Consider the following 24,624-nt stretch of genomic DNA (forward strand, 5'->3'; position numbering starts at 1 on the left):
GAAGGAGACTCTGTTCTCCTTCTATTTAAATTTTTGTGCAGGTGAGAAGATGTTATATCCATTATTATCACTACTTCTATCCATTAGACTGGAGCAACAGTATTCTAATATCGCTCAGTTCGTTATACGAAAAATTCCATTTCTCAAGTCGTTTTCTTCAAAACAGTACATATTTTTTTCTTGTATTCTTGATATCATATTCGGATGCATGATTGTATTCGTTATATCTTCATTTCTTTACTCCCCCGTCTATCAAATAGAATGGGAAAGTGCTTTTGTGATGTTTTTATTTCTATTTTCTATCGTCAAAGGAATTGAATCTTATAGAAGAACTCATCTTCTTCCTTTTAAAGAATTGATACAGCTAGCACCTGTTTCCTCTAGACAACTTTTTCAAACGCTTCTGTTTTCAGAATTGATTTGGCTTGTGTTTACGAGTTTGAGCACTTATTTGATCTATTTTTTATTCCAATATGATATTGTTCAAACACACGATCTGGCATTCTGGTTAAAACATGTCAATGTGATGCTGACAAGTATCTTCCTATTTATCATCAGCAATAAGATATTCGGTGCTTATATCTATAACATCGTCGTGAAAAAAATCGGGGCTATTCGTGTCCTCTTTTTTGCAAGCATCGCTTTGCTTTTTTTCTTATTCGGAAGGGTTCTCATATTAAACATCATTTTCCCTTTTTATCACACCTTCCAAAAACTTTTTCAATCGATCTCATCGCTTGCAGAGGATTCGTTTTGGATCACTCTTTCAAACAAACTGATCTCTTTATATCAACATGATCTTCAGCAAATGCATCATACTTTATTTTCAGATGGCTCTGTTTTTCTACAATTTCAAGCTCTGTTCCATTCACCTATTACATTGATTGTTGTGCTATTAGGTAGTGCGATTGTCATGAGAAGTCCTGTTCGATGGATTCCAACGGAAAAAGATCAAGACCAAAGCTCAAAGCATTTTCGGGATTTATTTTATTGGTACTTTCAAGTACTGCATAAAATTCAGGGTTCGCTGTTTAGACAAAATGTGTTGATTCAAAAAGACATCAAGCTGCTGAAAGAAAAAAGGTGGCTCTTATCTAAAGAATTTTTTAATTATATGTTCATGTCATATGAAGCCTTCTTTTATATTGGTGTTTTTACCGGATTGATCTCGATCATCGATCATCAAGCCTTGCAAATTCAGCTGCTATTCACACTCAATATTATGATACTAGCGAATCAATCTTATGAGATGAGAATGCTGACACCTTCTATTTTTGCTTTAAGTGCTGAAAAAAAGAACATTTGGCTTTACGAGCTTTCTCAAATATCTCTTTTGCAATTTTTCTTATCAAAAATCCAGTTATTTTATTGTTTATTTTCCATACCAGCGCTCTTTTTACTATTCATTAATCTATCTATTATGACTGTGTATCAACTGTTTCATGTTCAGATGCTCATTCAACTGGTGGTATTAGGGATTGGCTTTTTCATTTTTCCTTTGATTCAGCTTTACTTGTTTCCATTCACAACGAAATTCAATTTTATTCATGAGCATGAAATAGGGACAACAAATGAGGAACTAGAGATCATCGATAAAGGTCAGGCATTTGCAAGAAACTTTCTTGTTCTGCCTTTTATGTACTATTTGATTTTGACCTCTTTTCTCCCTATATTGCAGCAATCCTCAGGGCTCGTAAACGTGCTGTTCGCTATATATTTTGTGATCGTTTCAGTGATTTGCTGGATATTATGCCGCAAGACCATTTATAAAGGAATTGAGTATGTTGAAAAAAATAAGATATTTTCTATCGGAGAATAGATTGATTCTACGCCTCGGCTATCTTTACGCCGGTGTATTTATTGTAGCTTTGCTCATTGGAAGTCTCCTTCCTTATGATCAGATTCCTTATTTAAAAAAGGATGAAGACATGTTTTTTCTCTCTATTTTTTCAAACAATTTACAGGTTGGGCTTGCCATTCTAGGTATCGGGGCTTTTACTGGCGGCATTATGTCTGCTGGCATTCTTTTTTATAATGGCTATATCATTGGAAAACTCATTCAGTTTTTGATAGCTCAGCATGAAGTACAGCAGTTATTCACTGGCCTCATGCCACATGCTTTTGTTGAGGTTCTTGGTTTGATCCTATTTTCAATCGTCAGTGCTTTTCCATTTATTTATCTTTACCGGTTTATGAAAGGTAAGGCCATTGATGTAAGAAAGCTGACTCGGACTGTGATTCAGTTAATCTTTGCCGCTGTAGTGCTCTTGTTGATTGCCTCTCTTTTAGAGGAATATGTCAGCCATGTACATCTATCTTAGAAGAAAGGAGAATGTGGTTCTATGGAGCTACTTCTACGCCCTAAGCAATTTTTCAACCAACATCAATCGACCAAAACTGTTATAGGTTTAGTCTTACTATCTTTATTTGTTTCAACTGTTTTTTTAACATTTTTCATTATTGATTTGTTAGTAGAGGAACCATTATCTGCGGGAAAACAATTAGCCAGCATTGTGTTTATCTTTTTACTGACAATCCCACTTTATTTCATATTGAATTTTCTCGGTACTGTCGTGACTTCAATTTATATGTACTTTTTTCATAAAACGTTTATTTTGCGCAAAATGTATTTTGTCATCTTGCTTTATAATGCGTTTCTTCTATTAGTGAATAGCGCAGCAATCTATTGTGTGATGGTACTCGATTTAGATCATTATTTTATCTTCATCCAAGCGGTTTCGTTTTTGATCAACTTGTACCTTTTACGCATCCTATATGATGGGATCATTTATTATGCTAAAGGATCAAAAAAAGCCGCCCTTGCGACCGTCATCTTGTATATGCTGGTGACCACTGTTTTTGTTATTGGAGGATTTATCAATGGCTAGTTTGCAAGTGTCTCAGCTATCTTTTCGTTATGAAACAACTGAAGAAAGCTCTCCCCTCCTTGATCAAGTATCCTTTCATCTGAAAGAAGGTGATCGTGCTTGTATTATCGGAAAAAACGGCAGCGGTAAATCGACACTTTTAAAGATCATCGCAGGTCTGCTTCCTTCAGTATCCGAAACGGTTTTACTCAATGAACAGCATCATCCTGGGTCAGCTCTTTATAAAGGGTTGGTCGCGTACATCCCAGATAAGCCTTTGGTTTATGATGCGCTGACTGGTATCGAGCATATGACTCTTATACAGTCGCTATGGAAAATGAATCAGTCAGAAAAAGAGGTATACAAAAAGACCTTTCTCTCGCTTTGTGATGCATTTGATTTAACTCATGCACTTAAGATGCCTGTCAAACAATATTCACTAGGTATGAGATATAAGCTTTTCTTTAATTGTATGGCGGCCAGATCACCAGAGCTAATCATTCTTGATGAACCTTTTACATCTCTTGATGAGGCATCTCAAATGCAGTCTATTTCTTTATTAAAAGAAGAATTCTCTGATCAATGTGTTTTATTTACAAGCCATCAGCGCTACCTTTATTCAGAATTAGGAAATCGTTTTTTCGAGCTTGATCACGGACAACTAAATGAAATAGAGCGTTAAACATACAAAAGGCATCCCATCACAGGATGCCTCACTTCTATATACCATTATCTTACCATTTACAGCGTTTGACCGGGCGGCAGCAAGGATTCTTGATATCACTGCCACAGTCATATTCTTCCACAATATACTCATTTCGAGTAGATTGCGTCACAGGGTAGTAGTTTTCAATTCTTTTGATGTTTTTATTGACGTTTGTGATATGAGTTGGATGAATTTTTCTGATCGTTTGTACATTTGTTGTCGTGTTGACAATTTGACGTGTAGGGGATACAACCGTTTCAACTTCTCCATGATTCCCTCTGCGAGGCCCAAAGAAAAAATTGTCTAATCGATTCCGGCTCATTCTCAACACCCCTTCAAGTTGTCTTTCACTTACACTCTATCGTATGTCAGAGGCACGATTAGTGATTAGATGCTTGTCTATTTTTGAAAAAATCCGCTTGTGATCTAGTAGTGTCTTTCTTTACAATAGGACAATTTTAACATATTATACAAATGATCTCTTGTGAAGGAAAGGACATTCATTGATGAAAACAAGACATAAGCTTTTTTCATTTTTCATCCTGCTCGTCGTAGTTATCACCCTTCCCTTGCTGTCGCCTATGGTTTTTACAAATGCGACTGAAAGAGGAGCGATACGGCATGCCATTTATCAAGAAGGCTACCCTTACCAAAGCTATTTTGCTATTTTGCAAAAAAAGGACGATGTAGACCCTCAATATGGTCAGCTGTATGATGTGTATTGGCAGGCTTGGAAAAGCGAGACAGGAATGACACCTTCCGTCTGTTATTCAAAAAAGATAGAAGACCATGAATATAAGGTCAGCTGCGGAACTGCACCATAACATTTTTCAATAACTTTAAAATTAGAGGTGAACGATTTGATCAACACAACACAAACCATCGAACGAAACAAACTGGACATTGCACTTGAACTGACGCAATTGCATTTGAATCGATATGAAGCAAATCATCCTGATCAGCTGAGTGAAATTTATGCGAAATATTATGCGCTTCTTGAAGTGCTGGACGTATCCTCATCTGATCAATTAATGGATTTACTGCCAGATGAACTGAAACAAATACTTGATTAAAAAAGCCATCTATCCGCACAGGATAGATGGTTTCCTTTAGACACGTGCAGCCATATCGGTTTCGATTTGTTCTAAGCTTCTTCCTTTTGTTTCAACTAATACAAAGCGCGTGAACAACAGGCCAATTAAGCAGATGACCCCAAATGAAGAGAAAATGACGCCAAAGCTGAATTGGTCAGCCAAGATAGGGAACACAAGGCCAACTGCTAATGATCCCGTCCAGTTAAAGGCAGAAGAAATGCCCGCTCCAATACCCCTGACAGAAAGTGGGAAAATCTCACCGATGATAATCCATGTGATCGGTGCCCATGAGAAGGCATAGCACAAAATAAAGCAGCAAAGTGAAATCAATGTGACCCAGTTTAATATGCCTTCACTCACTCCGAGCGCACCTAATGCCGCTGGTGCAAAGAAAGACAGGGCCATCCCCGTTCCCCCAACTGTGAGAATCGTTCGGCGGTCGAACCGGTCGACGAATTGTAAAAAAATCACGGTCGTCACAACAAATATGACACCAACAATGACGGTAAAACCTGCGGCAACTTGCGGAGCAAGACCTACATTTCTTGCGATACTCGTTGCATAATACACAATGGAGTTCGCCCCCTGTATTTGCTGGAGTGTTGCCATTCCGACCCCAATAAAGAGAGCCATTCGGAATTTCTTTTGAAATAATTCACGAATGCCTGAGCGTTCTTCTTTTGCTACTTCTAAAATTTCTTGCATTTCTGCTTCAATCTCTTCACGTGATGAACGAAGTGATCCTAATACTTCACGTGCCTTATGAGCCATTCCGTGTTTAATTAAATATCTTGGAGATTCAGGAAGTTTCAGCATGCCAATATAAAGCACGATCGCAAATAAAGCAGCACTTCCCAGCATCCAGCGCCAGCTGTCTGGAATTGGTTCAAACACAAATGCGACGATATAGCTAAGCAATAATCCACTCACAATCATCAGCTGATTCAGGCCGGACAATTTCCCGCGAATTTTAGCTGGAGCGATTTCAGACATGTAAGCAGGCACGAGCGATGAGGCTGTCCCTACAGCTGTTCCTAAGAAAATCCGGGCAATGGTTAATGAGATTTCTTCTGGTGCAATGGCTGAGCCAAGCGCACCGACAAAAAAGATAATCGATGACACCAAAATGAGCTTTCTGCGGCCAAACTTATCCCCCATCAGACCGCTTAAAATGGAACCAATGATCGCCCCGCCCATTAATGAAGAAACGACGATGCCAAGCCATAACGGGCTGAGCTGAAATTCTTCCTGAATGTGCCCTTCTGCCCCTGCGATAATACCAATATCATATCCAAATAAGATACCTGCAAAGGATCCGAAAAAGAAGATAAATTTACTTGATACTTTTTTCTCCAAGTGGATGACCCCCCTCACTTAATAAACCGCTTTCATTTCTCCCTGCCATTCTACCGTTCACAGTAGAATGCATTTCACCCTTCTTTATAAAACCACATATTCTGCATTCACAAGCTTTGCAAAATGAACAATTTGATCAACCGTTAAATTGAGAGATACGACTGTATGATGACCTCCGCCGTGCTTAATCCATGCTTTGACTCCATCTTGAAAGTTCGGTTTGATTTTCCAGAGGACTCGTGCCACCGGTAAATGTGGTGCTGCTTCCTGCGGCTCAAAGGCTTCCACTTCTTGAATCAGCCATTTGAAATGTGTTCCAAAATCAGCAATGGAGACAACAACGCCCTCGCCTGCTTTTCCATCAAACACAAGACGTGCTGGGTCTTCCCGGTTTCCAATGCCTAGCGGAGACACGACAATGACAGGTTTTGTATGTGCAAGCGCAGGATCTACTTCTAGCATATGAGATTGCAGCACTGCTTCCTGACCAGCAGTCATTTCATATGTGTAATCTTCCATAAAACCAGTCGATTGATGATGGCTCATCACCTTTAATAAACGATCCAGTGCGGCGGTTTTCCAATCCCCTTCACCCGCAAAGCCATATCCCTTTGCCATCAGTCGCTGAACGGCTAAACCCGGAAGCTGCTTCATACCATGTAAATCTTCAAAGTTTGTCGTAAAGGCATTGTAGCCGCCTTCATCTAAAAAACGCTTGATGGCAATTTCATATCGTGCCTGCACTTTCACACTTTGTTCCCATTCTTCCGCCGAATAGCTCCCATAATCCACGTCATATAACGTTAAGTACTCAGCAAACAGAGCATTAACTTCTGCTTCTTCCACAGCATTTACATAGTTCACAAGGTCGCCTATTCCAAAGTAATCAACGGTCCAGCCCAGCTGGATCTGCGCTTCAATTTTATCTCCTTCTGTCACCGCAACGTGGCGCATATTGTCACCAAACCGAGCCACTTTGATGTGGAAGCTCTCATGATAGGCAGCCGCAACGTCCATCCAATCAGCGATTTGCTGCTTCACCTCCTGCTTCGACCAATGACCTGCAACGATTTGGTTTTGCTTATTTAAACGTGCATTGATATAGCCGTACTCTCTGTCTCCATGTGCCGATTGATGGAGATTCATATAGTCCATATCAATCGTGTCCCACGGAATGTTTTCATAGTATTGCGTGACGAGATGCAAAAGAGGCTTTTGCAAAAGAGACGTACCACGTATCCACATTTTTGCTGGAGAGAACGTATGCATCCAAGTCATCACACCGATGACCTCATCACGATAGTTGACCTCTTTCACCAGCTGTGTGATTTGATCCGCACTAACCGCCAGTTCCTGCAGAATAATTGGATAAGGCAGCAAACCGCTCTCATTTAAGGCATCTGTTATCTTTTGCGCATCTGCCTTCACTTGCTTCAGTGCTTCACCCCCATATAAGTGCTGTGAACCGACGACAAACCAACATTCTTTCTTCTGACTTGTTAACATAGAAATCCCTCTTTTCTTTATCTTGAAGGTTTTTGTCCGTAATACGCATGTGTTCCATGTTTTCTTAAATAATGTTTATCTAAAATCACCTGCGGAAGAGGCTCCGCATATTCGTTCAATTGCTTTGCAAACAGGTTCATTTTCGCTACTTCATCTAAAATGACACTGTTCGTTACCGCACTTTTTGCATCTTTTCCCCACGTAAAGGGACCATGACCTTGCAGCAAAATACCAGGAACCGCCATTACATCTATCTGTCTTTTCTCAAACGTTTCAATGATCAGGTGTCCTGTTTCCACCTCATACCCGCGATTCACCTCTTCTTCTGTGAGAAATCGAGCGCACGGAACAGGTCCGTAAAATGTATCGGCATGTGTTGTGCCCATTGCTGGTAAATCAAGTCCAGCTTGCGCCCATACCGTTGCCCACATTGAATGGCTATGTGAAATGCCGCCAATTTCCTCAAAATGTTTGTAAAGAACAGCATGTGTGGCAGTATCGGAAGAAGGATTGAATTCTCCCTCGACCACTTGACCGTCAAAATCGACCACGACCATGTCTTTTGCTGATAATTTGTCATACGCTATGCCGCTTGGCTTAATGACAAACAGTCCACTGTCACGATCGCACGCACTGACATTGCCCCATGTAAATTTCACAAGTCCGTACTTTGGTAGATCTAGATTCGCTTGAAACACTTCTTCTTTTAACCGCTCTAACATACAGGTGCCGCTCCTTTCTGTGGCGTCAAATGTTCTACTGCCGCTTTTTCTATCGGGAGTCCTTCTTGATAGCGCTTTATAAATGCCTCAAAACCTTTAACATCCAGTGGATCAGGATCAATAAGCTCTTCTAATGTATGGGCAAATACTTGATGCTTGAGAAAATGGCTCAGTGTTTGCTGCTGGTGATTGATCATATATGAAGCAAGGACCGCCATCCCAAACGCACCGCCTTCTCCCGCCGTTGATACGACGGATACAGGTGTCCCGAGTGCAGCAGCGACCATTTTTTGCCCAACTATCGGTGTTTTAAATAAACCGCCATGTCCTAGTAAGCGATCAATCTTGACTTGTTCATGTGCTTTTAACCGATCCATCCCGATTTTCATTGCGCCAAATGCAGAGAAAAGATGCGTCCGAATGAAATTAGCAAGGGTAAACCGGCTTTGAGGAGATCTAACAAAAAGGGGTCTTCCTTCTTTTAGTCTCGTAATATTTTCACCAGAATAATAGCCATAGCTTAAAAGCCCGCCCCCATCATGATCTGCTTCTAAAGCTTGATTTAATAGGGTTTCGTACAATCTTTCTGTTTCAACTGGCTGACCCATTGCTTCAAACGCTTCTCTGAATAGATTCATCCAAGCGTTGAGGTCACTTGTACAATTGTTGGCATGAACCATCGCGACTGGCAGGCCATCTGGTGTCGTGACAAGGTCCACTTCTGGGTACACACCTTTTAGATGTTGCTCTAACACAATCATGGCAAATACAGATGTCCCAACTGAAATATTCCCAGTTCTCTTTTCCACACTGTTTGTTGCGACCATCCCTGTTCCTGCATCACCCTCTGGCGGGCAAAAAGGGATACCTGGCTGCAACTGTTTGCCTTGGTCTAAAATCGCTGCTCCAGCTGCTGTTAACACACCAGCTTCTTCGCCTGCTAAATAGATGCGCGGCAAAAGATGACGAAGCTTCCACGGGTAGCCTTTTTCTGCAATCAATGCTTCAAATTGATGAAGCATCACTTCGTTGTAATCCTTCGTTTTTTCATCAATGGGGAACATTCCCGACGCATCGCCAATTCCGATGGCCTGCTTCCCTGTTAACAGCCAGTGAATGTAGCCGGACAAAGTGGTCACATACTCTAACCGGGACAGATGTTTTTCCTCTCCTAGTATCGCTTGGTATAAGTGAGCGATACTCCATCTTTCTGGAATATGAAATTGGAATACATCTGTTAGCTTTTGACTCGCCTCGGTCGTTGTTCCATTCCGCCACGTTCGAAACGGGACGAGGAGCTCTCCTGTATGATGACAGGCGACGTAGCCATGCATCATCGCAGATATCCCGATGGAGCCAATGGTTTGAATCGTCACCCCATACAATTGTGCAGCCTGTTCTTTCATCTGACGGTACGCCACTTGAAGACCTGTAATGATCTCAATTAAGTTGTACGTCCATATTCCTTCTTGAAGAGAACTTTCCCATTCAAATGCACCTTGCGCAATTGGCTGAAACTCTTCATCTATTAAAATGGCTTTAATTCGTGTCGAACCAAATTCAATGCCCAAAGATGTCCTGCCTTCTCTAATGGCTTTGGCCGTCTCTTCACGATTCATTTTGTTCACCCCCATGATGATAGCGGTTTCAAATATCTATTTCGTTTGATCCATCTTTACCTGTGCACAAAAACAATATAATATTTGTCCGTACATATGTCAATAATAAATATAGTTGTGCATACACAATCAGACAAAAACTTTCATATTCTCTAAGGATTAGACGGTAGACACTGCAAGCGCCTGTTTTTGATTAAGCAACCATGTTAAAATATGTCCATACAAGTTCTTCTCAATCCGAGTAGAGGATCAACTGTGAAAGAAGTGAAACGATGAAAAAGAAGTACCAGATCATTATGGATGATATAAAAAGCAAAATACTGACAGGGGATTACCGGATCGGGGAGCGTATTCCAACCGAATCAAGCTTACAAGAGATGTATCAAGTAAGCCGGCATACGGTGCGAAAAGCCATCTTAGAATTATCGAGTGAAGGTTTTTTACGAAGCGAAAAAGGCTCAGGCACATTTGTCACCAATCAATATCAAACAAAACCTGCTGGACATGCTCATATGAAAACGATTGGCGTCATCACCACATACATATCAGATTACATTTTCCCGTCGATCATTCGGGGCATCGAAAGCCGATTAAATGAAGAGAACTATTCTTTGTTACTGGCGAGTACAAATAACGATGTGGAACAGGAGAAAAAAGCGCTTGAAATGATGCTGTCCTTTGGTGTGGACGGATTAATTGTCGAACCGACAAAAAGCAATTTATATAATCCAAATATTTCGTACTACCTATCCTTTAAAGAGCAGGATGTCCCGCTTATTATGATCAATGCCTACTATGAGCAGTTAGAGGTTCCCTTCCTTTGTTTGGATGATGTAAAGTCCAGCTATTTAGCGACAAAGGAGCTGATCACCTCTGGACATCAGCACATTGGACTGATTTCAAAAACAGATGATTTACAAGGAAAATATCGAATGAAAGGCTATATTCAGGCACTCGGTGAAGCGAAGCTCAATTTCCTACCAGAGCATGTCCTTTTTTTCGATACAGAATCGAAACAGTATTTAGGGGATCATATCAAAACCTTTTTACAAGCACACCAGCATGAGCTGACCGCCCTTGTTTGCTATAACGATGAAGTCGGGTTAGAAGTAGCAAATGTATGTAGTGAAATGGGTTTATCTATTCCAGATGATCTTTCCATTATTGGACAGGATAACTCGTATATTGCCCAAAAAAATGCCCATGTGAAACTGACAACGCTGACACACCCTCAAGAGCAAATGGGACGAGATGCGGCAGACTGGATGATTAAACACGTACAAGGGAAAAAGAATCTCCCTGATCAAACATTTTATGAGCCTGAACTCGTTCCTGGTGAAACGATTAAAGCGCTGAACGCAAGAAAAAATGAGCCCTCTTCATAGGAGGCTCATTTGGTTTTAGGCTCTTGTTCAAGCATATTCATCACGTCATAGGCAATTCGGTCAGGAGAATCTTGCGTGATACGATTGCGATAGTTAGACAAGACGACCACTCCCGTTTTTGAATGCGGGCGGAAGCCCATGAAGCTGGAGAAACCAGAAGTTGCACCATTATGGCAAATCAATCCCGTATCATCTATGACCCACCCGAGTCCCATTGACATGTTTTTCCCTATCTTCACCTTTGGCTCGTGGGTCATTTTCCATGGAGAAGCGACGTCTGCACTCATATGCGCAGAGAGAAATGAAAGCAAATCCGTGATCGTCGAACGAATCGCACCAGCCCCTTGATAGTCATGCATCTGAAGCGGAGGAACCTCTTTTCCCTTCTCTTGATGACCGAGGATCATCTTCTCTTTGACGTCCTCCTTGATCGTAATAAAGGTGTTCGATAGTTTCAGCTCATCCACGATATATTCAGTCAGCAGCTCTTCATATGTTTTGTGAAGAGACCATCCCATGATCAACCCGAGGAGTCCCATCCCTACATTGGAGTAACGAGATGGGTATTCCTTTCGCTCATTCCATTTTTTCGAGTGTAACAGTTTCATTAATTCATCAAGGGAGTATTGACAGTACATATCTCTTCTCACTTTTGGAAGGAACCTTAGTTGTAAATCTCTGAGAAAACGATGTGAAGGAAGTCCAGACGTATGGGTTGCCAGCTGTTCCAATTGGATGGGGTGATTCTTTCTTATTTCGGGACAATACAGTGAAATGGAATCGTCTAGCTTCATCTGCCCTTTTTGAATCATGCTTGCCAATATACTTGTCGTAAAGACTTTTGAAATAGAGCCGATTTCAAAAATGACCTCCTCAGGCTGCACGCGCTGCTGTATGGGGTGATCTCCGAAATGAAAAACGTGTCTTTCTCCTTGATGAATCAGTCCGATCACGAGCAGTGCCTGTTTCTTTTTCTCCGTATAAGAAGAGGCAATTCGCTGTACTTCTTGTTTGAGCATCATCAATGGATCATCATCCTTCCCCTTCATTTTGATCTACAATCAATTGATCAAGCTTTGTATAAATGGATGTCAATGTGTTGATCTCTTCGAGGCTTAATTTTGAATAGTATTTTTCAATGATCGCAAGTTCTATCTTTCTCATATTCTCCAAGTACGTCTTTGCCTTTTCAGAAAGTTCAACGTGCAATTCCCGACGATTTTGCGGGTTGATGCTGCGGCGAACCCATTCTTTTTTTTCAAGCGTGTTTAACAACTGGCTCACAGCACTTTGGGTGATGCCTAGTTGCTGAGCAATCTGAATAGGTGAGCTTCCCCCTTTTCGCTCTACGAAATCAAGGACAATGTGCTGCTTATCAGTTAACTCATCTACAAATAACTCTTCAAACTCTAATCGGAGCTTTTGATGGATGCGCGCTTCGATTTGGTTTAATTCTTGGATCATCGTTGTTTTGGATGTCACTGTCATCACCTTCATAATTAAGATAACTTAAGTATAAAGGTATATTAATTATTAATCAACAAAAATCCCTATCTTTTATCAAAGATAGGGAACATGCCGATTATACTTCTTCTTTAGGTGAAGGTACTGCACATACGCCATCTGCACATGCTTCTTCAAATGAAGCATCAGCCGCTTTCTCCGTTTGCGCTGCCTCTTCTGTCCAAGCCGTTTCAAGTGCACGAAGGAACGTATCTGCTGGCTGTGCACCAGCAACCGAATATTTGTCATTGATCAAGAAAAAAGGCACAGCAGAAATCCCGAGCTGTGTTGCTTCTTTTTCGTCTTCTCGTACATCGTCTGCAAATTCTTGCCCGTCTAGAACCTTCTGTACTTCGTTCTGATCAAGGCCTGCTTTTTCTGCAATATCTAAAAGGGTTTGACGATCACCAACATGCTTTCCATCTGTAAAATACGCTTGAAACAGCTCTCCCATGACGAGATCGCCTTTTCCCATTTTTCCAGCATATTGTGCGAGCTGGTGGGCATCAAAGGTGTTTGTCAAAACGAGTGGATCGAATTGAAAATCGATTCCTTTCTCCTTGCCCGCCTGTTTCACCTGTTCATTCATCGCGATGGCCCGGCTGCGGCTCATGCCATATTTTTTGACAAGCATATCATGCACATCATAATCCACTGCAACAGGTGCATTCGGATCAAGCTCAAAGCTTTTAAACTCTACTTCTACCTGTTCTTTATGAGGGAATTGCTCAAGCGCTGTTTCCAACTGTTTTTTTCCTATATAACAAAAAGGACAGGCGATATCTGACCAAATTTGTACTTTCATCTTCATCTTCCTTCCGTTGCTTACGTTTTTTCTTTCAAGATGTAACTATTATAGTTACATCTTATCGTTTATGTCAAGTGATCCTTCTTTTTAAGTACCATGTATTAAAAAAACCTTTCCTTCAAAAAAGGAAAGGTTTTCATCACGGCTATTCTAAATTCGCATGGTGACCGTACATTTTATGGGTGTCGAGCTTCTTCATTTCCATCAATCTCAAGATGACCGCATCATACATAAGAAGCAAAGTTTGCTCAAATAATGAGCCCATCGGCTGAATCGTATGATGGTTTCCTTCATGTTGATCCTTTGGCGCACCTGACAGTAAGATGACTTCATCCGATAGATCAGCTATAGGTGACTCAGCTGAAAGCGTGAACGACGCCACGCTTCCGCCAATCGCCCTTGCCTTTTTCGCGAGCACAAGCAGCGTCTCTGTTCGGCCAGAACCGCTCCCTACAATCAATAAATCCTCAGATGTAAAAGCAGGCGTATTCGTTTCACCGATCACATAAGCTTCGACACCAATATGCGTGAGTCTCATCGCAAACGATTTCCCCATCAAACCAGACCTGCCAGCCCCTGCGACGAAGACCTTTCGAGCCGCTAAAATGCTTTTGACAAGCTGCTCTGCTTGTTCGTCTTGAATCGCGGGCGAGTGCTCAGAAAGCTCGCTTAGAATCGCTCTCACATAGTCACTTGTTTTCATGATTGTGCAATCAACTGCTTCATTTGCGCAGCCACTTCTGCTTTATTGTCTTGGCTCGCAATGCCGCCGCCGACAATAATCAAATCTGGATTTAATTTGACGACTTCAGGTAACGTATCAAGCTTAATACCGCCTGCAATCGCTGTTTTTGCCTGTTTGACCACTTGTTTAATGGTCATGAGGTCATCAAATGAGTTTTGACCAACCGCTTGCAGGTCATAACCTGTGTGCACACAAATATAATCTACCCCAAGCTCATCAAGCTCTTTCGCGCGGCCGGCGATATCTTTGATACCAATCATATCGACTAAAATTTGTTTCCCTCTTGCTTTTGCTTCTTTCACCGCTCCTTGGATAGACATATCTTCCGCTGCCGCAAGAATGGTCACAATATCCGCTCCAGCCTCGGATGCCTGCTGCACTTCATAACCGGCAGCATCCATAATTTTGAGATCCGCCAGCACACGTAAATTCGGAAATGCCTGTTTAACTTCTTTTACAGCACGAAGTCCTTCGTTGATCACAACAGGTGTCCCAATTTCCACCACATCAATAGACGCTTCTACTTCTTTGATCAGCTCGATCGCTTCTGGTATATTCACTAAATCTAACGCTAATTGTAATTTCATCTACATTCACTCCTGTTTCATCATGTCATCTTCAAGAGCTCCGCGGATGATGCATCTTGAATCTTTCTTGCATGAAACGAGTATAACAACAGGAATGGCGCAATCCTAGTACGCACTTTTTTTTTACATACTATACTTTTTCGCATATGGGCACAAAAAAGATACTGTCTTTCGACCAGTATCTCAGCGTGTAGACAAACCCTCGCATTCGGTGTCAGTCCTGCGTGCTGGTGCTCACGAATGTGACATTCGCTCCGCGCCAGTACTCGTCCTTCCTAGGGCTGCAAAGGTTTTCTATCACGCTGAAAGGAAGACAAAGGGCTAAAATCAATTCATTTTAGCCCTTTGTCAACAATCTGAAATACTGTCTTACGTTCAGTATCTATTGTAGGTATTTCTATTTATCGTCTTTTAAGAAATTGCTGTCGAGATATTGTTTGCCCCAATCATACATCGCCTCTAAAATTGGCATTAAGCTTTCTCCGAGTTCTGTGAGAGAATACTCAACCTTTGGCGGAACGACAGGATAAACCTCCCGGTGCACAATGTGATCTTCCTCTAATTCTCTTAGCTGATTGACAAGCATTCTTTGCGTAATCCCAGGCATTAACGACTTTAACTCACCAAACCGTTTTGTCCCTTCTCTCCCAAGGTGCCATAAGATCAACATTTTCCACTTACCGCCGATAATATTCAGCGTCAGCTCTTTTTCGCAATTGAACACTTTATTTTCCATTCGTGATGACATCGACATACACTCCTTTAATCTCAAACCACTTTATCATATACTGCGGCAAAATGGATTGCCCTAGCATACAGTCTTTGTTATTGATTTTGTTTTTTGACGAAAGCCATCACAGCCTTTGTCATCTCTTGCGCTTCTTTTGGCGCTCTGTCAGATCCAAACCATTTATTTAAATCACTGTGGCTCAGCGAATGAACCCGAAACACAAACCGAGAGCCTTTCTCATGATTCAGTTTTTCTGCAAATCGGTACACCTCTGGATTTTCCCAGCCTGTGACCAAATAAACAGGCGGTACATTCGTTTGATTCATATAAGTGACCGGTGATGCCTTTGTCCAGTTCTTCTCCTGTTTGCCAAACACTTTTTTATACGATGGAATGGCTTGTATAAATTGATTGATGTTTAACGGCCCATCTAAAATCACGATAGAATTAATCGTTTTTGGCGACAGCCCCACACGTTTTAAGTAAGTCGAATCTGTAGCAACCAATGCTGTCAAATGACCACCCGCTGAGTGACCCATGACATTGATTTTTGACGAATCGATTTGATATTCATCTGCATGATCCTTGACCCATTTAATAGCGCTTGCCGTATCATCTGCCATCTGCTCATAATTGGCATAAGGGTGAAGCCTGTAATTCATTGAAACAAACACATACCCTTGACCCGTAAAATAATCAGCCTTTGAAGCGACTCTATTCTTATCGCCGCCTGTCCAGCCGCCGCCATGGAGATAGATCATGACTGGATGCTTCTTCTTGTCTTCATCTTTTCCCTTTGGCATATACATATCGAGTGTTTGCTGTTTGTTTTGTGTGTCTGCATAATGGATGTTCGTCGTCGGCTTAGGCTGGTTGAAGCGGAACACAAAAAATGCGCATACCAATAATCCAGCGATGACCGCCGCAAATAAGAGCCATTTCATGATTCGATTCAATGTCATTGCACCTTTCTGTGTTGGGATGCCTCTATCCAAAAGTTGAATGTTCAAAAAAAGATAGGAATCGTTTGTTAACTCCAAATCTTTGATTTGAACAGAAGAGACATTGGTAAATTTCAGATGAATGTCTGCTTGCAGGTTCGGGGAATCATATGGGATGTACATTACAATACAGTTGATCAAGTCGTAATGTTCATTATACTCTTTAAAGTAGTGAAATTCATTGATTTGCTTTAGATGGTTGATATTGAAATTAGGGATTTGTTTCTGGATTTTTTCATTTAAAAACCATGTCATTGTTTGGCCTCCAAGAGGTTATTGTATAAGTGCAATGATTCGTTTTCTTGTTTCTTCATGGTATTGAACATAGGAATGCAATAAAGGATACGATTCAAGGATCTGTTGATATGATTTGATTTGGGGATATTGCTCTTCAAATGACTGACGTAGCACGTTTAACTGTTTTTTCGGTATTCGTTTATGATCGATCACATAACTTAGGCTACCTGCAACAAGTGAAAAAAATAAATAAAAGTCATCTGAAAATATACCAGTTTCTGCTTCAAAAGAGACGATTTCATCTGGATAAGATGAATCTAATAAGTATTGATAACGTTGTTTTAAATCATCGAATAAACCTTGTTTATCTCGGCTGATTTTCATGGATTTTCCCCAATCTCTCATTGTTTTTAATTCTTATTTAGACGCTAATGAGATCTTCCTATAAACTGCAAATAAATTCTTGTGAATCGAAACATACGTTTTACGATTCTATTGCGAGTAACATCCCATTGATGTTAAATAGAAAATTTGCATTTGAATCAAATTCTTCAAGAAGTACATTTTTAAAGTTCCCTATCCCATTAGGATGGTAACCGCATTCGAAAATTTGCCAATTCATCTCTTCTTGTATCAATTCTTCAAATCTATCATTACCTTCACCCCCATTATAATAAAGACTCGCCACATTCATAAATCGCAATTCATGTTGAGTAACTTTATTTAATTCTGATACTTTTAAGCTCAGTACTAATTCTTTATGAAACAAATCAAATGTGACTCCGAGTACATTACAACCCCATCTAGATAATCGATCCATTTTTCTACATACTAAACAACTCCTTCACTCTCCTAACGTATTCTCTTGTTTTTTGATAATGAATCCTATTCTGTCACAGGGTTTGTAAATATTCTTCAAATGAAATAAAGTCCACCTTTTTACAGATTCGTTTAAAATTTTCTACTTTCCTGTAATAGTAACCTCTGTTTAAATGAAAGGAACCTAATATTTGAATACACAGAACAATGTAGATCGTGAAATTTACCATCTAATTTTTATAGTTTCTAAAGAGTTTATTTTTAAAATCATCAGGAAGTTTTTGATTCGGAAATACAACTGAAACCCAACCTAATACAACCTCATCTAAAGGTCTCCACGTTTTCAACATATGATTGTCCTTGATTTCAATTTTATGAGTTGCTAATACCCCGATTTCATAATCTCTTTCTCCATAAATCATCCATTTCGCAGAAGGAGACACCCATAAGATGCGAGATGCAGTATTCATGATGCTATCATTCAAACTCTGCTGCGGGTAATCTGCTAAAATATCAAGGTAATCACTAGATGAGATATGTAACGGTATTTTCACCCAAGGATAATAACCAAAATCCTGATAAAAATGATCCATACTTTTCTGATCTTCTAATACAGCCATAAATATATTGTCGTCACCATGAATCAAAGCCACATGCTTTAACATATCCCAGCTGTCATCAGATAATAACCAATGAAATTCTTCAAATAAATAATCATGCTGTCCTGTTTTAAACACTTGTTCAGGGAATGTTTTTTTACAATGAACTAGCGAATGAATAAATGATAAATAATGTTCAAATTCTTTCGGATTAGTGATAAACAATTTTATGCCCCTTTTGAAGAATAATGAGTTGCAAATTGAGTGACATAATCATTGACTTTCTTTTTGTCATTTAATAATAGCTCTAACCAATCTGTTAAGCTAGGATGATCTAATGGTTTCCATCCTTCTTCTAAGAATGTCTTTGGTGCTTTTTTAGATGCCAAACCTAATATACAAATTTCCAGCTCTCTATCTCCCCAAATTGCCCACTCCAAAGAATGAGATAACCAAACAACGATATTTGAGTTAGTGATAATAGCATCAGCTATGGAGCTTTCTGGACTGGTCCATAAGGCATTTACATAGTCCTCACCAGAAATGTCAACACTCGTCCTCAGCCAATTATAATAACCAAATTCCTTCATATAGTATTCTACTGGATCTGGCTTAAGGACCGCCGTTAAAAAGTCCTTATCTTGTGTTAAAACTGATAGCTTTTTTATTGTTGTTAAAACCTCATCACTCAATGCCCAATCAAACTCTTGAAACAAAAAACAATCAAAATTCTTTTGGAATACTTGTTGTGGCAGATGTTCATTTTGATAAAACACATTCTCGACTAAAGACTGATAGGATCTGAATTCTTTTTCTGAATGCATAAATAAGTGTTCAAGCCGTTTCAAATCTTTGCTCCTCTCTTTTCACCTTTTAAGACGATCTAGTAGTTTATTTAATTCTTTCTCTGTTTTTTACAGTTTTTAAATAATAAAAACTTCTTTTCTCGTCATCATCCCATTTAAGATATTTAGACAATTATACTAATTATGTCGTTTATATGACATATCCAAACGAATCCATATATCATCATATTATCAAAAAGTCTCCATTTCTACTCATAAAAAAAGCACCCTAAACGGATGCTTCTACCAAATGATATTTTTTCAAAATACGATAGGTGATTTCTTTTGCTTCTAGTCCGGTGCCTTCGATATTTGTGGCGAAGATGTAGGTTTTGTTTTCATGTTTGATGAAGCCTGCGTACCAGCCGATTCCTGATCCGGAGCCTGTTTTTCCGTATAGCGTGGCGTGTTTCTCTTCTTCTTGTATCATCATTCGTTTGACGGTTCTCATAACCGATAGGTCAAATGGGAGACTTTCTTCATATAGCTGTTTAAGGAAATGAACTTGTTCTACTGGAGAAATGCGCAACGTACTGCTTAGCCAAAATTGATCGATTCCGCCAGATATGTCTTGATTCCCATAATGAATGGCTTTTATCCAATGGCCCATGCGTTCTTCCCCGATGTCACGCGCCATGGCTTGATAATACCAGACGACTGAATCTCTCATGCCAGAGCCCAGTGTATGGTCCTTATTCCAGTTATCAATCTCTCTTTTTACTCCGTCCCAATATTTGATGTCGTATTCATCTTTAACTGCACCTGTTTGAAGTCCGATTAAGGCATTTGCGATTTTAAACGTTGATTGAGGTGCAAAGCGCTTGTTCGCTCTTTTTTTGTTATACACCCATGGTGATTTTTCTTTTACTTCTTGAATCACAAATGTGCCTTCCCGCTCTTTCAAAAATTCATCTACTGACCACGATGGTGATGTTCCTTCGCTTGATGAAGGTTGGCCGATAAAAAGTGCCATCAGCATAATAGTGGAAAATAGCCATTTTATATGCTTCTTCAAAAAAACCGCTCCTTTTCCCATGATTTGTATCGATTTTAGCATGTTGAGCGATAAGACATAAGGTACGCTTGTCCTCTTTTCTGCTAAATAAAAAAAGCCGGTTTTATCCGGCTTTCTGTTTATTGTACGTTCAATTTTTTCTCTTCTATCGCTTGCTTTGCAATTTTCGAAATCGTCATATCGTCCATTGGCGGGTTATGAAGGCCAGCACGAATGTCTCGATAGTAACGTTGAAGCGGGCAGCTAAGGCTTAAGCTTTTTGCACCGACTAAACGCATGGCTTTATCGACCACTTGCAGACTATCATTGACGACTGTATGCTTCACAGCACCGAATTCATTGATTAACAGCTCTCTTTTCTCTGGCTGCTCATACAATGTTGTCGTTGAATAGATGACATGGCGTGCTTGCTTTAGTAGTAAATCAATTTCGCCAATCAGTGTTTGGACATTTGGCAGTTCGCTAATCGTTCCGCTAATACTGTTCGGTGAATGGGTGATGGCATACTGAACAGCATAGTCTCTTGCCGCTTGTGCAATCCCTAAATAGCAGGAAGGAATATGTGCGATCCAAGGATTCAGCGTACCACCCCGAGGTCCTTTTTGCACTTCAACCAACATGTCATCTGGAACTTCCACATGATCTAGAATTAAATCATGGCTCTCTGTTCCTCTCATGCCAACAACATCCCACGTTTCTTCTATAGAAACACCTTTTGTATCACGGTGAATTAAGAAGAAGCCCATCGCTTCTTTTTCTTCGATCCATACACCGACGAGAAAATATGTGAGTGCTGGTGACATCGTTGTGAATGTTTTCCTGCCGCTGATCACCCATTGATCTCCTGATCTCGTTGCAGTTGTTCCAGGTTTGCCTCCTCTTGTTGGACTACCTGTCTGCGCTTCACTGACAGCCCGGTTCACAAGAGCCCCATTTTTGATTTCTTCAGCAAAAAATTGCAGCTGCTTCTCATTCCATAGTTTCTTTTCATAAATTTCACCAATAACTCCTTGGTGCCAGCCGATCGATAAGGCAGTTGCTCCATCCATACTTCCTAGTGTTTCTTGAAAAAGGACCATATCCTTTACAGATTGACCCCCGCCCCCGTACTCAACAGGCAGAGACAACGTTGTATAGCCCAGTTCTACTAATGATTCGATATTCTGTTTAGGAAAATAGGCACCCTCATCATGTTCTTTTGCAGATTGTTCGATCGTTTCACGAAGGGATTCTAGTTGATCTAGCCAATTTTTTTGAAAATCTGTATCGACAAATAATGCTTTAGACAAAACGTATCCAACTCCTCTGTTTCTCGCAATCTATCATATCCGATTTATCCAATAGGTATTATTAAAACACACTTTACTTATAGGATTTAATGTGTTAAATTTTATCAATATTAAGTACATATGTCAAAGGAACGTGATGCTTTTATGATTTCTGCTACTAATCTACATAAATCCTATGGGTCAACTCATGTGTTAAAAGGAATTGATTTCACTGTACACGAAGGTGAAGTGGTCGCCATTATTGGACCGAGCGGATCAGGAAAAACAACCCTTCTCCGCAGTTTAAACAGCCTTGATATCCCAGACAAAGGAACGCTGACAGTTGGAGAAGCCACGATTCAATTTGAACAATATCGAAAAAAAGATCTTCTAAAACTCAGACAGCAATCGTCTATGGTGTTTCAGCATTATCACTTGTTTCAAAATAAACGAGCACTTGAAAACATCACAGAAGGATTGATTGTGTCTCAAAACATGTCTAAAACAGAGGCGGAAAAAATCGGAGAGCAATTGTTAACGCGAATTGGGCTGCTTCATAAAAAAGAAGCATTTCCAAGTGAATTATCCGGCGGTCAACAGCAGCGGATCGGAATTGCCCGTGCGCTTGCCATGAATCCTGCGGTGCTTTTGTTTGATGAACCAACGTCCGCACTGGACCCAGAGATGGTCGGAGAAATCCTTGAAATGATGAAAGATATTGCGAGCCAAGGAATGACAATGGTCATTGTGACGCATGAAATCTCGTTTGCAAAAGATGTAGCGGATACAGTGATCTTTATGGCAGATGGGGAAATCGTTGAAAAAGGCTCACCAGAAGACGTCCTGATGAAGCCTCAGCATGAACGGACGAAACAATTTTTATCAAGAATTCATCGCGGGATGTGGCAAGGATTGGAGGAAGACAGATGAAGCGCAAGACTTTATTCACTGCCGCTAGTATCCTTCTGTTTCTCCTCTCTCTCATTGGCTGCAGCAGTGTGAAAACGACAACAGATGATGGCAGACAAATTGTCAAAGTCGCACTAAGCGCAGAAGTCAATCCGCCTTTTTTAGCCACAAATGACCGCAACGAGCCGATTGGCTATAACATCGATTATTTAAATGAAGTCGAGAAACGTTTGCCACACATTCATTTTGATTATATCTTTGGCGAGGAAGAATCCAATTTAATTGGGATCGGCGCTGGGAAATTTGAAATGGCGGCTAATTGGTTTTTTAGTAATCCTGAACGTGAAAAACGCTTTCTTTATCCTAAGGTGCCATACGGCTATTCGATGACAGGTTTAATTGTGAATGAATCAGAGCAAGATATTCAATCTCTAGACGATATGACATCAAAAAAGCTCGCTCCCGTCAGTCCTAGCGGCGGCCTTCGTTCCATATTAAATCAATATAATGAAGAAAATGATCGGAAAATTCCGCTCACGACCATTGAAAGTCCTTCAAACGAACTCAATTTAAAACGAGTCGAAAGTGGACGGTCCGATGCGGCTTTTATGAATATTTCGACCTTTGATACGATTCAAAAACATCTTCACCTGAAAGTCAAAGTGGGCGGCATTGTATCAAAGGAACCTATTTATCTTGTCTTACAGCCTAGTCAAAAGAAACTAGCATCACAATTGGACCGAGTGACACAAGAGATGATAGAAGACGGAACATTACCTGACCTTGCGAAGAAATGGTTTGGCGTTGATTTCTTTCAAGATATTGACTATATATCAGAGCAAGGCTATCAGTATGAAGAAAGGAAGGAAACGCCATGACGTTTACAGCTGGAGATTGGCTAAGAATCTTTTTACAAGTGGTGGATCGTCTGCCACTCACATTTCTTATGATTGTGGTGTCATTGTTTTTTGCCATCATCATCGGATTGCTGTTTGCTTGCATTCGAATCAAACAAATTCCAGTGCTGAAACAATTGGCGGTCATTTATTTGTCATTTACACGAAGTACGCCGCTCATTGTTCAGTTATTCCTCATTTATTTTGGCCTGCCTCAGCTTTTACTCATGGCCGGAATTCAAATCAGTCATTGGGATCGTGTGTTATTTGTGATGATCACATTCTCGTTACATACGGGCGCTTATTTATCTGAAGTCTTTCGCAGTGCATATTCCTCTGTTGGGAAAGATCAGCTTGAAGCAGCTTACATTGTTGGGATGACAGATACGCAGGCATTAATGAGGATCATTATTCCGCAAGCCTTTCTCATTGCACTTCCGAACCTCGGAAATTACACCATTGATCTCGTAAAAGATACCGCCATTGCATTTACAATCGGACTCATTGATATGATGGGACAGGTCAAAATCATCCTAGGCAATAACTACGGGATAGGGATGTTTGAAGTGTACGTCATCATTGCAATTGTGTATTGGCTGATTTGCATCAGTATTGAACTGATCACGATGCTACTGGAAAGAAAATTTGTGAAAGGCCGCACCAGCCTGTCACGCTAAGGAGGCGATTTGATGCAAACCATTGATATATCATTTGCGATTGACCAAATACCACATATTCTAAAAGGCGTTCCCTTTACCTTATTGATTGCACTTGTTTCTATGGCTGTGAGCCTTTTGATTGGATCTGTTTTTGCTTTCATTCGCCTCTTTCGTATCCCTGTGCTCCGCCAGCTGGTCACGCTCTATGTCTCATTTTTTAGAGGAACACCTCTCATTGTTCAGTTGTTTGCTTTCTTTTATGGCATTCCATTTGTTCTGACCAAAATGAATAGCACTTTTGGGTTGACCTTTCACCCGGATATGGTCTCCCCGCTTACCGTTGCCCTTATCACCTTCAGCCTGCATTCAGCCGCACATTTAACAGAAGTGGTCCGCAGCGCACTCCTTGCGGTAGACAGAGGGCAGCTTGAAGCGGCGAAAATCGTTGGCATGACCACCAGACAGGCGATGATTCGCATTATTTTACCGCAAGCGTTTGTGGTTGCCCTGCCAAACCTAGGGAATCAGCTCATTCAGCTGTTAAAAGCCACATCCCTTTCGTTTACAATTGGTGTACTGGAAATCATGGGAATCTCTCGCATCATTGCAAATGACGGCTACAAGTTTTTAGAAACGTATCTCGTATCTGCTTTGATCTATTGGATGCTTAGTATTTTCTTTGAACTCGCTTTTGCTTTGTTAGAGAAACGAGTCAGCGTGTACGGAAAATCTCTTGGACGTTAAAAAA

At 40.5% G+C, this 24,624-nt stretch carries 29 protein-coding genes; 11 read left to right on the plus strand and 18 right to left on the minus strand.

Features of this window, described 5'->3' with window-relative positions; genetic code table 11:
- The first annotated feature begins 280 nt into the window (after positions 1 to 280).
- Genes MHI58_RS12645 through MHI58_RS12660 form a run of 4 tightly spaced genes read left to right on the plus strand, consistent with a single transcriptional unit; the run spans position 281 to position 3,549 of the window.
- Positions 281 to 1,819: a hypothetical protein gene (locus MHI58_RS12645; protein WP_234710286.1), complete on the plus strand. Its 1,539-nt coding sequence runs from the start codon at positions 281 to 283 to the stop codon at positions 1,817 to 1,819.
- A gap of 1 nt (position 1,820) precedes the next feature.
- Complete coding sequence (locus tag MHI58_RS12650; protein ID WP_039167181.1) at positions 1,821 to 2,321, plus strand: stage II sporulation protein M; 501 nt, start codon at positions 1,821 to 1,823, stop codon at positions 2,319 to 2,321.
- A gap of 21 nt (positions 2,322 to 2,342) precedes the next feature.
- Positions 2,343 to 2,888 carry a hypothetical protein gene (locus tag MHI58_RS12655; protein WP_045034088.1) on the plus strand — a complete coding sequence of 182 codons (546 nt, stop codon included), beginning with the start codon at positions 2,343 to 2,345 and terminating at the stop codon, positions 2,886 to 2,888.
- On the plus strand, positions 2,881 to 3,549 hold the full coding sequence (locus MHI58_RS12660; protein WP_024718783.1) for an ABC transporter ATP-binding protein: 669 nt from the start codon (positions 2,881 to 2,883) through the stop codon (positions 3,547 to 3,549). The genes MHI58_RS12655 and MHI58_RS12660 overlap by 8 nt, the downstream gene beginning before the upstream one ends.
- Positions 3,550 to 3,601: 52 nt before the next feature.
- Here MHI58_RS12660 and MHI58_RS12665 read toward each other — a convergent pair whose 3' ends face one another.
- Complete coding sequence (locus MHI58_RS12665) at positions 3,602 to 3,895, minus strand: CotD family spore coat protein (protein WP_017358055.1); 294 nt, start codon at positions 3,893 to 3,895, stop codon at positions 3,602 to 3,604.
- Between the two features lie 184 nt (positions 3,896 to 4,079).
- Between MHI58_RS12665 and MHI58_RS12670 the strand changes: the two genes are divergently transcribed.
- Both MHI58_RS12670 and MHI58_RS12675 read left to right on the plus strand, forming a co-directional pair.
- Positions 4,080 to 4,397 carry a hypothetical protein gene (locus MHI58_RS12670; protein ID WP_024718781.1) on the plus strand — a complete coding sequence of 106 codons (318 nt, stop codon included), beginning with the start codon at positions 4,080 to 4,082 and terminating at the stop codon, positions 4,395 to 4,397.
- A gap of 27 nt (positions 4,398 to 4,424) precedes the next feature.
- Positions 4,425 to 4,646, plus strand: coding sequence for a hypothetical protein (locus MHI58_RS12675; RefSeq protein WP_224558471.1), 222 nt, complete (start codon positions 4,425 to 4,427; stop codon positions 4,644 to 4,646).
- A gap of 36 nt (positions 4,647 to 4,682) precedes the next feature.
- Here the strand turns inward: MHI58_RS12675 and MHI58_RS12680 are convergent, their stop codons facing one another.
- From MHI58_RS12680 to MHI58_RS12695, 4 genes are all read right to left on the minus strand, one after another.
- Positions 4,683 to 6,023 (minus strand): sugar porter family MFS transporter, encoded by a 1,341-nt coding sequence (locus tag MHI58_RS12680; protein WP_007501378.1) that lies wholly within the window; start codon positions 6,021 to 6,023, stop codon positions 4,683 to 4,685.
- A gap of 84 nt (positions 6,024 to 6,107) precedes the next feature.
- A complete protein-coding gene (gene araA, locus MHI58_RS12685) occupies positions 6,108 to 7,529 on the minus strand; it encodes an L-arabinose isomerase (RefSeq protein WP_045034089.1) in 1,422 nt (473 codons plus the stop codon).
- 17 nt (positions 7,530 to 7,546) lie between these two features.
- A complete protein-coding gene (locus MHI58_RS12690) occupies positions 7,547 to 8,251 on the minus strand; it encodes an L-ribulose-5-phosphate 4-epimerase (protein WP_007501382.1) in 705 nt (234 codons plus the stop codon).
- The gene (locus MHI58_RS12695) at positions 8,245 to 9,870 is read right to left on the minus strand and encodes a xylulokinase (protein ID WP_045034090.1); all 1,626 of its coding nucleotides are present in this window, start codon (positions 9,868 to 9,870) and stop codon (positions 8,245 to 8,247) included. The genes MHI58_RS12690 and MHI58_RS12695 overlap by 7 nt, the downstream gene beginning before the upstream one ends.
- A gap of 272 nt (positions 9,871 to 10,142) precedes the next feature.
- Between MHI58_RS12695 and MHI58_RS12700 the strand changes: the two genes are divergently transcribed.
- Positions 10,143 to 11,255 (plus strand): GntR family transcriptional regulator, encoded by a 1,113-nt coding sequence (locus tag MHI58_RS12700; RefSeq protein ID WP_045034091.1) that lies wholly within the window; start codon positions 10,143 to 10,145, stop codon positions 11,253 to 11,255.
- 5 nt (positions 11,256 to 11,260) lie between these two features.
- Here MHI58_RS12700 and MHI58_RS12705 read toward each other — a convergent pair whose 3' ends face one another.
- The 13 genes from MHI58_RS12705 to MHI58_RS12765 all read right to left on the minus strand — a co-directional run bounded on the left by MHI58_RS12705 (position 11,261) and on the right by MHI58_RS12765 (position 21,433).
- Positions 11,261 to 12,277 carry a serine hydrolase gene (locus MHI58_RS12705; RefSeq protein ID WP_211256836.1) on the minus strand — a complete coding sequence of 339 codons (1,017 nt, stop codon included), beginning with the start codon at positions 12,275 to 12,277 and terminating at the stop codon, positions 11,261 to 11,263.
- A 10-nt stretch (positions 12,278 to 12,287) separates the two neighbouring features.
- A complete protein-coding gene (locus tag MHI58_RS12710; protein WP_202394234.1) occupies positions 12,288 to 12,743 on the minus strand; it encodes a MarR family winged helix-turn-helix transcriptional regulator in 456 nt (151 codons plus the stop codon).
- Positions 12,744 to 12,837: 94 nt separating this feature from the next.
- The gene (locus MHI58_RS12715) at positions 12,838 to 13,563 is read right to left on the minus strand and encodes a DsbA family oxidoreductase (protein WP_045034093.1); all 726 of its coding nucleotides are present in this window, start codon (positions 13,561 to 13,563) and stop codon (positions 12,838 to 12,840) included.
- Between the two features lie 148 nt (positions 13,564 to 13,711).
- Positions 13,712 to 14,269: a 6-phospho-3-hexuloisomerase gene (hxlB, locus tag MHI58_RS12720; RefSeq protein WP_045034094.1), complete on the minus strand. Its 558-nt coding sequence runs from the start codon at positions 14,267 to 14,269 to the stop codon at positions 13,712 to 13,714.
- Complete coding sequence (gene hxlA, locus MHI58_RS12725) at positions 14,266 to 14,898, minus strand: 3-hexulose-6-phosphate synthase (RefSeq protein ID WP_045034095.1); 633 nt, start codon at positions 14,896 to 14,898, stop codon at positions 14,266 to 14,268. The genes hxlB and hxlA overlap by 4 nt, the downstream gene beginning before the upstream one ends.
- Before the next feature lie 397 nt (positions 14,899 to 15,295).
- Complete coding sequence (locus tag MHI58_RS12730) at positions 15,296 to 15,646, minus strand: helix-turn-helix domain-containing protein (RefSeq protein ID WP_008356147.1); 351 nt, start codon at positions 15,644 to 15,646, stop codon at positions 15,296 to 15,298.
- A gap of 77 nt (positions 15,647 to 15,723) precedes the next feature.
- Positions 15,724 to 16,590 (minus strand): alpha/beta hydrolase, encoded by an 867-nt coding sequence (locus tag MHI58_RS12735; protein WP_045034196.1) that lies wholly within the window; start codon positions 16,588 to 16,590, stop codon positions 15,724 to 15,726.
- 312 nt (positions 16,591 to 16,902) lie between these two features.
- Entirely contained in the window at positions 16,903 to 17,250 is a 348-nt protein-coding gene (locus MHI58_RS12740) for a YxiJ family protein (RefSeq protein WP_041507116.1), read from the minus strand.
- A gap of 100 nt (positions 17,251 to 17,350) precedes the next feature.
- Positions 17,351 to 17,635, minus strand: a complete 285-nt coding sequence (locus MHI58_RS12745; RefSeq protein ID WP_234823329.1) for a hypothetical protein — start codon at positions 17,633 to 17,635, stop codon at positions 17,351 to 17,353.
- Positions 17,636 to 17,915: 280 nt separating this feature from the next.
- Positions 17,916 to 18,515, minus strand: coding sequence for a hypothetical protein (locus MHI58_RS12750; RefSeq protein WP_039167157.1), 600 nt, complete (start codon positions 18,513 to 18,515; stop codon positions 17,916 to 17,918).
- On the minus strand, positions 18,512 to 19,132 hold the full coding sequence (locus tag MHI58_RS12755) for a hypothetical protein (protein WP_041506842.1): 621 nt from the start codon (positions 19,130 to 19,132) through the stop codon (positions 18,512 to 18,514). Before MHI58_RS12755 ends, MHI58_RS12750 begins: the two co-directional genes overlap by 4 nt.
- Before the next feature lie 226 nt (positions 19,133 to 19,358).
- On the minus strand, positions 19,359 to 20,165 hold the full coding sequence (gene blaBPU / locus MHI58_RS12760; protein ID WP_082055558.1) for a BPU family class D beta-lactamase: 807 nt from the start codon (positions 20,163 to 20,165) through the stop codon (positions 19,359 to 19,361).
- 98 nt (positions 20,166 to 20,263) lie between these two features.
- Positions 20,264 to 21,433 (minus strand): acyl-CoA dehydrogenase family protein, encoded by a 1,170-nt coding sequence (locus tag MHI58_RS12765; RefSeq protein ID WP_045034097.1) that lies wholly within the window; start codon positions 21,431 to 21,433, stop codon positions 20,264 to 20,266.
- A 120-nt stretch (positions 21,434 to 21,553) separates the two neighbouring features.
- Here MHI58_RS12765 and MHI58_RS12770 point away from each other — a divergent pair, with 120 nt between their 5' ends.
- From MHI58_RS12770 to MHI58_RS12785, 4 genes are read left to right on the plus strand one after another with little or no spacing between them, the layout of a single operon-like run.
- A complete protein-coding gene (locus MHI58_RS12770; protein WP_082055552.1) occupies positions 21,554 to 22,342 on the plus strand; it encodes an amino acid ABC transporter ATP-binding protein in 789 nt (262 codons plus the stop codon).
- Complete coding sequence (locus MHI58_RS12775; RefSeq protein ID WP_039167149.1) at positions 22,339 to 23,199, plus strand: amino acid ABC transporter substrate-binding protein; 861 nt, start codon at positions 22,339 to 22,341, stop codon at positions 23,197 to 23,199. Before MHI58_RS12770 ends, MHI58_RS12775 begins: the two co-directional genes overlap by 4 nt.
- Positions 23,196 to 23,894, plus strand: a complete 699-nt coding sequence (locus MHI58_RS12780; RefSeq protein ID WP_368004325.1) for an amino acid ABC transporter permease — start codon at positions 23,196 to 23,198, stop codon at positions 23,892 to 23,894. The genes MHI58_RS12775 and MHI58_RS12780 overlap by 4 nt, the downstream gene beginning before the upstream one ends.
- A gap of 12 nt (positions 23,895 to 23,906) precedes the next feature.
- Positions 23,907 to 24,620 (plus strand): amino acid ABC transporter permease, encoded by a 714-nt coding sequence (locus tag MHI58_RS12785; RefSeq protein WP_008342619.1) that lies wholly within the window; start codon positions 23,907 to 23,909, stop codon positions 24,618 to 24,620.
- The last annotated feature ends 4 nt before the right edge of the window (positions 24,621 to 24,624 follow it).

The sequence above is a fragment of the Bacillus sp. FSL K6-2869 genome (genome assembly GCF_040869405.1).
Classification (GTDB): domain Bacteria; phylum Bacillota; class Bacilli; order Bacillales; family Bacillaceae; genus Bacillus; species Bacillus altitudinis.

Coding starts and splice junctions, on each gene's coding strand:
- MHI58_RS12645 (WP_234710286.1), top strand. CDS start 281: ATGTTTTTATTTCTATTTTCTATCGTCAAAGGAATTGAATCTTATAGA.
- MHI58_RS12655 (WP_045034088.1), top strand. CDS start 2,343: ATGGAGCTACTTCTACGCCCTAAGCAATTTTTCAACCAACATCAATCG.
- MHI58_RS12660 (WP_024718783.1), top strand. CDS start 2,881: ATGGCTAGTTTGCAAGTGTCTCAGCTATCTTTTCGTTATGAAACAACT.
- MHI58_RS12665 (WP_017358055.1), bottom strand. CDS start 3,895: ATGAGCCGGAATCGATTAGACAATTTTTTCTTTGGGCCTCGCAGAGGG.
- MHI58_RS12670 (WP_024718781.1), top strand. CDS start 4,080: ATGAAAACAAGACATAAGCTTTTTTCATTTTTCATCCTGCTCGTCGTA.
- araA (WP_045034089.1), bottom strand. CDS start 7,529: ATGTTAACAAGTCAGAAGAAAGAATGTTGGTTTGTCGTCGGTTCACAG.
- MHI58_RS12690 (WP_007501382.1), bottom strand. CDS start 8,251: ATGTTAGAGCGGTTAAAAGAAGAAGTGTTTCAAGCGAATCTAGATCTA.
- MHI58_RS12695 (WP_045034090.1), bottom strand. CDS start 9,870: ATGAATCGTGAAGAGACGGCCAAAGCCATTAGAGAAGGCAGGACATCT.
- MHI58_RS12700 (WP_045034091.1), top strand. CDS start 10,143: ATGAAAAAGAAGTACCAGATCATTATGGATGATATAAAAAGCAAAATA.
- MHI58_RS12705 (WP_211256836.1), bottom strand. CDS start 12,277: ATGATGCTCAAACAAGAAGTACAGCGAATTGCCTCTTCTTATACGGAG.
- MHI58_RS12710 (WP_202394234.1), bottom strand. CDS start 12,743: ATGACAGTGACATCCAAAACAACGATGATCCAAGAATTAAACCAAATC.
- MHI58_RS12715 (WP_045034093.1), bottom strand. CDS start 13,563: ATGAAAGTACAAATTTGGTCAGATATCGCCTGTCCTTTTTGTTATATA.
- hxlB (WP_045034094.1), bottom strand. CDS start 14,269: ATGAAAACAAGTGACTATGTGAGAGCGATTCTAAGCGAGCTTTCTGAG.
- hxlA (WP_045034095.1), bottom strand. CDS start 14,898: ATGAAATTACAATTAGCGTTAGATTTAGTGAATATACCAGAAGCGATC.
- MHI58_RS12730 (WP_008356147.1), bottom strand. CDS start 15,646: ATGTCATCACGAATGGAAAATAAAGTGTTCAATTGCGAAAAAGAGCTG.
- MHI58_RS12735 (WP_045034196.1), bottom strand. CDS start 16,590: ATGACATTGAATCGAATCATGAAATGGCTCTTATTTGCGGCGGTCATC.
- MHI58_RS12740 (WP_041507116.1), bottom strand. CDS start 17,250: ATGAAAATCAGCCGAGATAAACAAGGTTTATTCGATGATTTAAAACAA.
- blaBPU (WP_082055558.1), bottom strand. CDS start 20,165: ATGGGAAAAGGAGCGGTTTTTTTGAAGAAGCATATAAAATGGCTATTT.
- MHI58_RS12770 (WP_082055552.1), top strand. CDS start 21,554: ATGTCAAAGGAACGTGATGCTTTTATGATTTCTGCTACTAATCTACAT.
- MHI58_RS12775 (WP_039167149.1), top strand. CDS start 22,339: ATGAAGCGCAAGACTTTATTCACTGCCGCTAGTATCCTTCTGTTTCTC.
- MHI58_RS12780 (WP_368004325.1), top strand. CDS start 23,196: ATGACGTTTACAGCTGGAGATTGGCTAAGAATCTTTTTACAAGTGGTG.
- MHI58_RS12785 (WP_008342619.1), top strand. CDS start 23,907: ATGCAAACCATTGATATATCATTTGCGATTGACCAAATACCACATATT.